We start from the raw sequence: 11,496 nt of genomic DNA, 5'->3' as shown, positions 1-11,496 counted from the left end.
CATTGGTCAAATCTTCAATCTCTTTCATGCGTTCTTCATGAGTTTTTCGCTTATATGCCATTTTTATATCACCTTCCTAATTCAAGTTCTTGCTCTTTTCTCTTTTCATTCGCCTTCATTTTCTGCAAATCCATGTTCCAATCTTTAAATTTTGGAACGTGGTTTTCACAATGCAATAACCTTTCCCACCGTTCTGTAAATTCTTTTCCTGCTTTATCGTTATCGACAGCCAGGATAAGCCCTTCAACTTTAATATTTTTTTCCTTACAATCACGTAGAAAATCTTTAATTGCTGTTGCTGCTGTACGGTCTTTTAAACCACTCATTGATTGCAGTCTTATATCTGTTGGACGATACATTTCATAATAGGAAAGAGCGTCAATAGGGCTTTCAAACAAAGCAATTTTATTCGCCTTTCCTACATCAACACGAAATCCACCATCCTCTTTACTGTTCGCTACCACCTGTTTAAAGTATCCACGATTCGTATTAATCGGCACAGTACCCTGTCGATCAGCACCAACTATTTTTCCTTCTGAATCCTTCCATTTGAATACACAATTTTTCAGTTTATCCTCGGCTAAATAATCATTTTTAATGAGTGAATCAACAATTTTTTCGTCTAGCATTCTTACATTTATTAAATACTGCCTTACATTACGTTGTGTGTTTGATTCGTAATGTCTGGGATAGACAAACTCTTTTGTTTCATTCCTTTTCAAATCATTTGTGTAACTCCTTGTAATGGATAGACCGTTTACGTCACGAACAGCGTCTTGAAATGACATATTATAAAATGTTCGGGCAAAACTAATTGCACCATGACCACCCTCACCCCGACTATTCCAGAACCATTTTCCGTTCTCATTGATGATTAGGGAATCGTGTTCGGTATGACGATAATACTTTCCTTGTTTAATCAAACCTTCACCTTTTGAGTTCAAGTAATCCAAAATATGAACAGCGCTCGCTTTTTCGATTTCCTCTCTACTCACTCGATCACCCACTTTTAATCACTCCTTTTATTATTAGAAAAAGTTATTCATCATCATCCGGTAAATCGTCTGTTGCTCCTTCTAATTCTTCATTTTCAAGTTCTGGAAAGACTTCATATAATACAGCTTCATCAACCGTCATAAGAAACTCATTATTTTTACTGTCATAAGGAACTAGATACACACCTTCGGAAACAGCGTCAAAGATTGCTTGCTTATTTCCTTCATGCAAAGGAACAACAACATCAACATCATTTACCGTCACCAGAACATCATCCTCTCCAACTTCTTTAATCAATGCGAGTGTGTAATCTTTTTTAAAAACGCTCACCATCATCTCTCCTTTTAATTTTTTTGATATTTGCTGTCCTTCTTTTGTTTTTGCAAAGTTATTTTTTCTTGAACAGTTTTCTCTACATGGTTTAGGAATTCTGGTTTGTACATATCTGTTGTTGGAATGTGTTCAACGTTTCTTATCTGCATAAATCCTTGAAGCAATTCGATTAATATTTGCGTATTTCGGTCAATATTATTCGTGCCAAGACGTACTTTATTGACTTCATTCGAAATGCTTTTTTGTAAAGCGACTTGAACGGAACGAGTGACATTTTCAGTTACAGTATCTGAAATATATTGCAGATTCCAATTTTGTTTGCTTAACACCATATGTTCTCTTATTATCCGTTCACACGCTTCACTGCTGCTATGGTGAGGAAGATCATTGTCGATAGCATAATCTTTAATATATTGAGCGACTTCATCTGATAAACGGTGACGATAGTGTTTTCTTTCTTCCATTATCAATCGCCTACCTTTCATATTCTTGTTCACGTTGTAATTCTTCAAAGGCTCTTTGATTTTTCATACTTTGCAAATCATCTTTCATATAACGGTTTAATACATACATAGAGTTATTCATTTCTTTTCTGACGTAGAAAGTATTAATGACTTCATTTTTTCTAGGAACATGATTTTTCTTTTTATCAAACTCCTTTACCTCACTTAGTATTGCATTCCCCATTCTGGTGTACATGTCATTCATTTTTGTTTCTCTGTAACGCTCTGCTTTAGATTCATTTCCATATGTCTTTTTATAAACTTCAACTTCTTTATTCAATTGGTTTTTAAAATCCTCAAATTCTTTTTTGAAATTCTTTTCAATATACATGTTCGTTAACTTATCAAGTTCTGGTCTTACATCAGCGATTGCGTTCATGTTGTATTTCCAAAGTCTTTTATCATCTGGCAACATGGAATGAATTTTCTCAAATTGCTTCACCATATCCCGATTAACAATTTTGTTTTTAAAAGAGACAATCTTATTTTCTCTTTTGCTTTTTACTAAATCATCACGAATAAATTCATTGAGTTTTTTATTTTCAAGCGAGCGATCCATGATTTTATTTACAACTGTTGATTTCATTTTGCTTATTGATTTTGGCATTCTCTTTCCACGTTCTCTAAAATTATTTAGTTGAACGGTTGCAACGTGGATATGAATGTTATCCGTATTGTAATGAATTGCAGCAGTCCAAACAGAACTATCTAAAATCTTTTCGCTTTTTAGCATTTCATTTACAGCCGAACGAGTAACATCTTTTAATTTCTTTTCATCAATCCCCTTTTCATGAAGCACCCCCATTTCTTTTAACCAATCATTATCAAAGGAAATAACATCTTGCCAAAGAATGCTCCCTTTCTCTTGGGCTGTTTTAAATATATCTTTGTATTTTTCTTTTTCGTCACGAGACAACGAATCCTTTTTATCTGTAAATAACCCTGTTGATTTTTCTTCATTGCTCATGTAATCCTGATAGCTTTCATAATCATTTTTTTCATTATGAGTTTCTAATCTGTCCATGTAATTCAAGTAATTATTGAAAGAAGAATCTCCTTTACCCTTCAATTGAAACTGTGACTTTATAACAACCGCAGGAGACTTATTCATCAAACATCAATTCCTTAAATGTCTCAATCATTTCATTCATGGCTTGCGTGTTTTTTTCTAGTAACATTGTATTGATTTCTAATTGCTTTTCGTAGCGATCAATGATGTCACTATGCAAGCCACTTACAGCGAATGACTCTAAATGTCTTTTCAAATATTCTTGTCTTGATATGCCTTTTTGTTTTGCTAACTCATCAATTTTTTTGATGGTTGCAGGTTCTAAATTCCGAATTTTAATTTCCATCATGTCACCTCTTTTCTTTTGCATATCAGTATTCTGTTACCCTATATCCATTATACATCAGTATTCTGTTATTTGACAGCATATAGGGGGGATAGATAGAAAGAGCATAAGGGAAAACTGCCCCCACTTTCAGTGTGGGATTAGGCAAAGCCTAATGTTTTCATGGGTACAAGAATTTTAAAATAGGGTACAAAACTGTACCTATCCTTTTTGGATATTAGGCACAGTTTTGTACCTACTATTTAAATACCAATATCACGTTTTTTCTGTTTCAATCTTTCAATTTTCGAATCCATATTCTGAATATCTTGTTGCAGGGTTTCAATCTCTTTTGTATTCATTTCAACTTCACGTTCCATGCGATAAATCTTATTGTTGGTTTCAATTTGTTCTTCTACTGTTTGATAAAGAAGGTCTGATTTTAGCTTTTCAATTTCTTCATTAAGTTCTTCATTTACTTCATTTGCTTTCTCAATTTTCTTCTTGATTCCTTCCTGATCTTCTTTAGTTTGCTCGATAATATTATCCGTAACTTGCAACGTGTAATTCTTGTTATCCAACTTTTCAATGGACTTTCTTTCTACCACTCTTTCATCTGTATAGACGGTTGAAACAATCCGTTCATTTTCTTCAATTGAATCTGGTTCATCAAATATATCTCTCATGTTCCGGTCAGTTTTGTGTAAACGGATAGCGAGTTGGTCAAAGTTTTTTGGAACTTTATCAATATGAAGAATGTAAATTTCATTATCATTAAAGACCACTTTAACAGGTAATTCTTGATTCAAATTTTTCTTTGAAATTGACGTGAAATCCAATTCCGAAGAATAATCTTTCATCCCATTTGTGACCAAAATAACTTCCATTTTATTTTTTTCTTCATCATAACTCCAACTATTGATACTAAACTTTCCGTTCGACCTTAAATCAAATTCCTCGTTCAATTTTGTTTGGTTTATTGGAATTTCTTCTGCCATGAACAGCTTTGAAGTACCGAAAAATGCAAAGCCACTAACAAAAATTAAAGCGACAATAATATAGAGATTGGAGACATTAATTTTTAAGTTTTTTCTTTTTTTCTTCTTCACTCTGAATCACTCCCCGTTATTTCAATGGTGGAAATGTCTGATACCTTCCATTGATTATTTTCTTCACTAAACTTTAATTTTGCATAGTCTTGTATGGTTTCCGAATAACCTGTTGTAATTATTTCTCTGTTCAATTCGTAATAAATAATCGCTTCATCTTCTGCATTTTCTTTTATATAGACGACAACTTTTTCTAAGGAGGAATTGATTTTTTGTTCAGCTTCGGCTACCCCATCTGCCGAATAAATTGTTTCATATAAGTGATCTGTCATGTAATTCTTTGCAAGCTTTTTTCTTTCAGCATAGGTTTCTGGATTGGAGTTGAAGGAAAACTCCATAAATCTTTTTGCTGTATTTTCAAGAACTTCTTGTTTGTTTCGGTCTGGATTACCCTCGTTTTTTTTAGTGCTGCCTTCACTTGAATTTTTATTTTTATCATCCGTTTTCTTGCTTTCAAGTAAGGAAACTTGTTCTTTAAGTTTCCTTACTTCATCCTCACTCTTACTTAAATCTTCATACGTTTTATTAAGATTTTTCTCATACTCACTTCTTGCTTTGCCTTGATTAGTAAAGCTATATATATTTGCAATGAGCGAGATTATTAGAAAAAGTGCAAACAGGATAATCGCGCTCTTTTTCGAAAACAACATGTTCATATTGCTCACTCCTTCCTATAAACCTAAGAAACTTCTAGGGTCAATTTGTCCACTCCACAAATCACTTTTAACTTCAAAATGAAGGTGAGTTCCTGTTGATTTACCGGTTGTGCCACAATAACCTACCCCCTGACCTTGCTTCACTTCTTGACCAACTGAAACACTAATACTGTTCATATGTGCGTATGCTGTAATGAAACCGTCATGCTGTATCTGGACTAGGTTTCCATAACCATTAGACACCCCTGCATATACCACTTTTCCATCTTTAACTGCATGTATTGAATCGGTATATGTGCAAGCTAAATCAATGCCTGCATGCAAGGCTTTAGTTTTATTAATAGGGTCAATCCTCCATCCGAAAGGTGAATTAACAACGAGAGAACGGCGCAAAGGTGAAGCTATACCGCCTGCAATATTTTCAGAGTCGACCATAATTGCAGAAGGTAAATATCTTAATACAGCGTCAACATAACCAATATCCCCATAACAAGCCGAATGTTGAATGGCTTCTGGTCTGTGACATTTGTAAATGCCTGTATGGGATAATTTTTGATACATCATTTGAGAAAAAGAAATGGCGAGTTCCTTTGTATAAGAACCGCCATTTTTCATCACATAGTCGATAAAACCACCACCAAAGTTATAACTTTGTAATGTCAGTTTTACGTCATAATTTGCTTTTTCTAATACGCTTTTAAAATGCAAAACACCTTTTTCTATTGATGTTTGAGGGTCAGTGATACAACCAATTGAACCACAAAATGATTCACTTGCTTGCATGGGATCGTTGCCCCTTCCACCCGATTCCTGCATCATCAAAGCAAGCATCAATTCCGTATATTCGCTTAAACCGTACTTGCTCAATTCTTCAAATATTGCCCCTCTATATTGCGCTACTTCTGCTGAAACCATAGCTTGACCTGCACCAAGTCCAAAACTGTCTGAATTATCATCACTTGTTCCACCACCGATTGTAGCGATAATTCCTGCAATGAAAACAGCAATAATAATAATCGCAAGGAGAATCCCTGCGATTATTAATTGAACCTTTATAGTTGCTAAATTAAGTTTCTTTAATACCATTCTTGTTGCCATTGCCTTTGCAGTATTAACAGCAGCATTTCTTCCGTTCGTCATTATGCACCACCACCAAATATAGATAATTCAGTTTTAGATACATCAACTTCAAACACCAGATTTTTTAAACCAGAGATACATAAAACAACCTTCCCTGTTTCAAGAGTAGGAATTATTTTCACTTCTGATTCCGTCAATTGTCCATCAAATACAGATTGAATTGTCGGCATTGATTCAGCGTCTTGCTCCCCAATAAATTTATACTGTGTCAACTGGAATAGCTTTTTGACATTCTCGGCATTTTCGCTATTCGAGCCAGAAGGAACAAAGTCCGAAATCACATGTGACACAAAGAAAATTCCTCCGAAATACTTTCTTGCTTCACGCATAAAACGTTCCAGATAGAGTACAGCAGGTTGAGAAATGTCTCTTGTATTTATTAAATGGTGTGCTTCATCAATAACAATTAGAAAGCGAGTAGCGTCACCAAAATCTAATTGTCCTCGGTTGAACGCTTTAAATTGATTAGAACCGTTGACAATCATTCCATCCCAAAGCATGTTCATGATGTTAAATACTTGGGCTTGATAAATTTCAGCTTTCAAGTTGGTTAAGTTCCGAAGTGGAAATGAGACAACCAATTCATCATCAAAACTATCAATGGATGAAACGCCATCAAAAATATTACCGTAGTTTTCTACCAGATTTTTCAGCGACAATTCAATATTCGCTAGTCTTGTTTCTCTTTCTTTCCCTAAGTTTTCATGACGTTTACGATTCTCATAATCCGAATATAATTCCTTTCTAACGAGATCGAGCAAGTCAGAGAAGATAGGATATTCATTCGCTTTATAGCTTGTAATATCCATTACATCATCTGGATTGTTTGACCACATCCCCTTATCAACGTACAGTTGGCGCAGCAATGTTTCAAATTCTGTTGCTTCATTTCGGTCAGATGAAGGGTTAATGAAATTATAAAATACGTTCATTTTAGATAAATGCTGTGTGAAGGACAGGACTTCATTTGTAGAGCCATCTTCATTAGTTACGGTCTTGAATACCTGTAATGGATTGATAATTCCTTCCGAACCGTCCAATGCAATCTGTTTACCATTTAACCTTTCCACCACATCAGCAAATTCACCTGTAACGTCCAAAATTCTAATTTTATGACCTTTAATCGCTTGGTCAAGAACTGTCTTTTTAAGCAAAGTGGATTTTCCCGAACCCATCTTTCCAATCATCAAGGCATTATAAAATTTTCGGTTTTTATCTCTATGAAACAAATCAAAAATGACACTACCGTTTGTGTCGGTTGTGCCATAATAAGTTCCGTATTCATCACTCAAAAATGTATAATGGAACGGATAACCCCCTGCAAGCGTTGTAGAAGGGATTTCCTTCCCCTTACGCTTATTCACGTAATCAAGTTGGTTTGTGTAGCTTGTAAATAAGCTTTCCCACTCCCATTCTTGTTCATTGAGAAATACAGCCCCTCTAAAGTTCAAACTCTCCAATTCTTCCAGAACGTCTCTCACATGGATCTCCAATTCTTCAAGCGTTTTCCCTTTAACATATGCTCGAAGATGAACACGCTTCATGATTTCGCCCTTTGTTATTTGGTTGTACAATTCATCCAATTCAATGTAGCTGTCACGAGCATTGATTCTGTCAACATTATCTTTTGCATTTACAAATCGGGTGTCTTGCTCTGCCATAGATTTATTAATTTCTTCAATAATTTGACGCTTGTTGGCTGTTGAAATATCAATCGTGATAATAGCATTTTCAATACTCATAAGCTGTTCGAGCCAAAAATCCGTTACAAGCGTTTGATATTTATATACATGCACACATGACATATATCCGTCACCTAAACGGACATAGCTTGCATTAAAATTAATTCCTCCCTGTGGTTGAATTTGTGAGACAAGGAAAGGGTTATATCCTTTTTCTGCTTTGATTTCTTCATCTGTTTTTCCTTTAAAGGCATTTGTCAAAACACTAAGCATAAATCAAATCTCTCCCTTTTAATCTATTTTTGGCTTTGAATTCAAGTTTGAAAGTTGATACAAAACATTAAGTTTTTTATCCAGTTCCAATTCAATTATTGGATTACTTCGACCAAAGAGTTTCTTGAATTGCGATTTCCGTTCAAGAAGGTTTTTTATACTGTCAGCATACAAGTAAAAGAAATATTCCTTATTCGTTCGGTGTTCTTCGATAAATTCTAATTCCGCAAGCTTTTTTTCTAGGAAAGGAATATAGGCAGGTTCTTTGCACTTGCGAATATTTCGTATGATGTTGTTCTTTTGGAGTTCCAGATTGACAGGCGTATGCAAAGGAATAAGTTTAATATCAGGAATGTATGCCTGGAACAAATAAGCCAACGAAAATATATCGTTGTCCTTGTCATTTTCGTTCAAAGAATAAATATCCTTACTCGTCACTTGAACGATCTCCATGTATTCGCCATTCCTCATTTCAAAAAAGTCATATTCAACAATGTCAATTATCGGCACAATATCAGCGAAAGATGAAATAATCTTTTTCCGTTTTTCCTTTCTCTCTTTTAATGACATCATGTTTTTTTCATCCATTACAGCACTTGCAGCATTACCATGATTTTTTCTTTTTTTGTATTTCCGTTCATCAATCAATGCCATGATTATTTCTCCTCTCCTTCATAATCAATTGAACTATACGTATCTTTCTTTCTAAGAATTGCAAAGAGAATAGCGTGATACATTCTCTTTTTGGGGTTTGTTGAGGGTCTAACTATCATGAACAAACCAAATATTATTAGAAAAATAGTAAAAGCCCATGAAAGTGACGAGTGAACGAATGGTGAAGCGATTCGGTGAAAAACCAATAACCCGATAATAAAAAGCAAGTCATATAAATAAAGCATTTTATTGATTTTTAATTCAGTTGAAATTTCATTCGGGATTCTATAACTTCTCAATTGTTATCTACTCCTTTATTCAGAAATAAAAAGAACAGTCGCCATAACAGGCGACCATTCTTTTCACTTCTTATTTCTTCCTGTGGTTTTTCATCCTATCAATGATACTGTCATTACCTTTATTCATTGAATAGGTTCTAGGGCGTTTCCGTTCATTTACACGAGGTTGATCGTGACCTCCGAATGAGCCACCAGACGAGCCACCACCATTATGTGTTGTGGAAGTCGTTGTGTTCCCTGTAACTTCCTGAACATGATTTGAGACCTCTGTATTTCTGGTTGTTGTTGAATTAGTTGTTACATTGGTTTTCTCGGTTGTATGAGAACCACTTGTAGTTTTAGATGTGTTTGTTGCTGTCGGCTTGCCCCCTGTTGGTGCTTGGGTAGAGCCACTACCTCTACGTGTTGTGGAAGTCGTTGTGTTCCCTGCAACCTCTTGAATCTCACTTGCTACTTCCGTATTCTTACGGACTGTTGAATTATCAGTTACCTTCGCTGTCTCCGTCACACCCGAACTACTTGTAGTCTTTGGTGTGTTTGTTGCTGTCGGCTTGCCCCCTGTTGGTGCTTGGGTAGGACTACCGCCTGTGTTTGTTGTCGAACCTGTTGTATTACCTTGAACAGTATTTTGAACTCCTGCTACATCAGTATCTTGGCGAACAGTTGCACTATCAGTTACCTTCGCTGTTTCCGTCACACCTGAACTACTTGTAGTTTTCGGTGTGTTCGTTCCTATCGGCTTACCTCCTGTTGACGCTTGGGTAGGACTACCGCCTGTGTTTGTTGTCGAACCTGTTGTATTACCTTGAACAGTATTTTGAACTCCTGTTACACCAGTATCTTGGCGAACAGTTGCATTATCAGAAACCTTCGCTGTTCCTGCTACACTAGAACTACTTGTAGTTTTATCGCCATCATTCGGTGAAGGTGCTTTTGAAGTAGTATTTCTTTGCTTTCCTTGCTGTTCTTCTGCCTGTTGAGCGACCGAGCCACCAGATGAACCGCCAGAGCCACTGTCTTTGCTGCCCTTGCTGTCTTTGCCGTCTCCTTTTGTATCAGAGCCACCAGACGAACCAACAGAGCCATCAGAACTGCCAGAGCCAGAGCCACCACCAGATGAACCGCCAGAACCACCGCCACTACAAACGCATGGTGATTGACCACATTTCGGACATTTATTCTTATTATCTTTATCATTAGGTGAAGGAGGTTTATTTCCACCATCAGAACCGCCAGAGCCACCGCCACCACCAGATGAACTATTTGGGCTGTTTTTGTTGTTGGATTTTTTAGCAAGGCTAGCAAGGCTTCTACCGATACCTGTAACCACTTTACCGCCTGCGTAAGCCCCTGCAAGTACACCCCAACCAGATTTAAGACCTGCGTCAATACCGAACAGCCTTTCAACAATATTCGGACCATCAATCACAGCGACCGAAAAGGCAATCAAAGCGATTAGATAAGCCAAACCATCTATCTGTTCGGCAAGGAATAAAGTGCCAATCATATAAATCTTCATGGACAAGAAAATCAAAATGATTACTAGGAAAGTATTTAAGATTGATTGAAGTATCTTTTTGGTTTTCTGTCCATCATGAATATCAGCTGGTGCAACAAGTATGGCCAGAACATAATTGAATGTCATTTCAAATGACAAACGAGCCAACTTGTAGGCAATACTAAATAAAGTAAATGCCATTACTATAATGGTTGTTATAAGAGTTATCCAGTTTATCGAATAACGATAATAGTATTCGTTATTCCATTCTAACCCCGACTGGTCAAACTTCGTTGTATCTTTCTTATCACCAACCCAAATCAATCGGACTTTTGACAAATCCTTTCCTGCACTACTCATATTTAATTCGCTACGGCTGCTGTCGAATTTCTCCGTCAAGTTAATCCTGCCAATCATATCTAAAGGAATTGTATTGGGTCGATCTAACTCCGTAGTTGACCATCCGTCTTTATCAAATTCAGTTAAGTCATATATATTTCTTGATAAAATATTTGAAGATATTGTTCCCTCATCTTCACCATAAAGCTGTTGTTTTCCAATTGCCTTTATCGCTTCATCAGTAAATTCATTCGACTTATCCATTCCTGTACCAAGCAACGCAATGACTGCCAAAGCGATAAATAGATTAATCGCTATGCCTTCTCTGTCAAATTTCTTTTGGAAAATCAATAAATACCCTGTATAAAGTAGACTAAAGGCTAAAAGAATATATAAAAAAGGGCGTATCGAATCAACGAACGCCACAATTTCAGGGTTTTGGAAAAACTTTTTAACTAGCAACACTTCATCAGTTACTTTTTCAAGACCATCTAAAATATACGCCAGTCCTTTTATCATCACCCCACCGAGCCAACGGAAAGGGTCAACGAATATACTGCCAACGTCAAGATAGTCTTTAAATTCCTCTAGCTTCTGAATAAGTTCATCATTATTCATGTTATCATGATTCACTCCTTTTGCCCTCGAACGAAAAACAGAAATTGATACTGAAACCTCAA

Annotated in this window: 12 protein-coding genes; all 12 read right to left on the bottom strand. The window is 36.0% G+C overall.

Features of this window, described 5'->3' with window-relative positions:
- Positions 1-68: 68 nt before the first annotated feature.
- The gene (locus ACPYKA_RS03335; protein ID WP_479540990.1) at positions 69-1,007 is read right to left on the bottom strand and encodes a DUF3991 domain-containing protein; all 939 of its coding nucleotides are present in this window, start codon (positions 1,005-1,007) and stop codon (positions 69-71) included.
- A gap of 31 nt (positions 1,008-1,038) precedes the next feature.
- The gene (locus tag ACPYKA_RS03330; protein WP_479540989.1) at positions 1,039-1,326 is read right to left on the bottom strand and encodes a hypothetical protein; all 288 of its coding nucleotides are present in this window, start codon (positions 1,324-1,326) and stop codon (positions 1,039-1,041) included.
- Positions 1,327-1,340: 14 nt separating this feature from the next.
- Positions 1,341-1,793 (bottom strand): hypothetical protein, encoded by a 453-nt coding sequence (locus ACPYKA_RS03325; RefSeq protein ID WP_479540988.1) that lies wholly within the window; start codon positions 1,791-1,793, stop codon positions 1,341-1,343.
- A gap of 10 nt (positions 1,794-1,803) precedes the next feature.
- Positions 1,804-2,943, bottom strand: a complete 1,140-nt coding sequence (mobP2, locus tag ACPYKA_RS03320; protein WP_479540987.1) for a MobP2 family relaxase — start codon at positions 2,941-2,943, stop codon at positions 1,804-1,806.
- On the bottom strand, positions 2,936-3,187 hold the full coding sequence (locus ACPYKA_RS03315) for a hypothetical protein (RefSeq protein ID WP_479540986.1): 252 nt from the start codon (positions 3,185-3,187) through the stop codon (positions 2,936-2,938). Before ACPYKA_RS03315 ends, mobP2 begins: the two co-directional genes overlap by 8 nt.
- 242 nt (positions 3,188-3,429) lie before the next feature.
- Complete coding sequence (locus ACPYKA_RS03310; RefSeq protein WP_479540985.1) at positions 3,430-4,275, bottom strand: hypothetical protein; 846 nt, start codon at positions 4,273-4,275, stop codon at positions 3,430-3,432.
- The gene (locus tag ACPYKA_RS03305; RefSeq protein WP_479540984.1) at positions 4,272-4,931 is read right to left on the bottom strand and encodes a hypothetical protein; all 660 of its coding nucleotides are present in this window, start codon (positions 4,929-4,931) and stop codon (positions 4,272-4,274) included. Before ACPYKA_RS03305 ends, ACPYKA_RS03310 begins: the two co-directional genes overlap by 4 nt.
- A 15-nt stretch (positions 4,932-4,946) precedes the next feature.
- Positions 4,947-6,071: a lysozyme family protein gene (locus tag ACPYKA_RS03300; protein WP_479540983.1), complete on the bottom strand. Its 1,125-nt coding sequence runs from the start codon at positions 6,069-6,071 to the stop codon at positions 4,947-4,949.
- Positions 6,071-8,026 carry a VirB4 family type IV secretion system protein gene (locus tag ACPYKA_RS03295; protein ID WP_479540982.1) on the bottom strand — a complete coding sequence of 652 codons (1,956 nt, stop codon included), beginning with the start codon at positions 8,024-8,026 and terminating at the stop codon, positions 6,071-6,073. The genes ACPYKA_RS03300 and ACPYKA_RS03295 overlap by 1 nt, the downstream gene beginning before the upstream one ends.
- Before the next feature lie 18 nt (positions 8,027-8,044).
- The gene (locus ACPYKA_RS03290) at positions 8,045-8,680 is read right to left on the bottom strand and encodes a hypothetical protein (RefSeq protein WP_479540981.1); all 636 of its coding nucleotides are present in this window, start codon (positions 8,678-8,680) and stop codon (positions 8,045-8,047) included.
- A gap of 2 nt (positions 8,681-8,682) precedes the next feature.
- The gene (locus tag ACPYKA_RS03285) at positions 8,683-8,979 is read right to left on the bottom strand and encodes a DUF5592 family protein (protein WP_479540980.1); all 297 of its coding nucleotides are present in this window, start codon (positions 8,977-8,979) and stop codon (positions 8,683-8,685) included.
- Between the two features lie 70 nt (positions 8,980-9,049).
- Positions 9,050-11,449, bottom strand: coding sequence for a pLS20_p028 family conjugation system transmembrane protein (locus ACPYKA_RS03280; protein ID WP_479540979.1), 2,400 nt, complete (start codon positions 11,447-11,449; stop codon positions 9,050-9,052).
- Positions 11,450-11,496 lie beyond the last annotated feature (47 nt).

Origin of the sequence: Pseudogracilibacillus amylolyticus (SeqCode), from assembly GCF_051918545.1 — a bacterium.
Classification (GTDB): domain Bacteria; phylum Bacillota; class Bacilli; order Bacillales; family Amphibacillaceae; genus Pseudogracilibacillus.
This window is presented reverse-complemented; position numbering and strand designations above follow the sequence as displayed.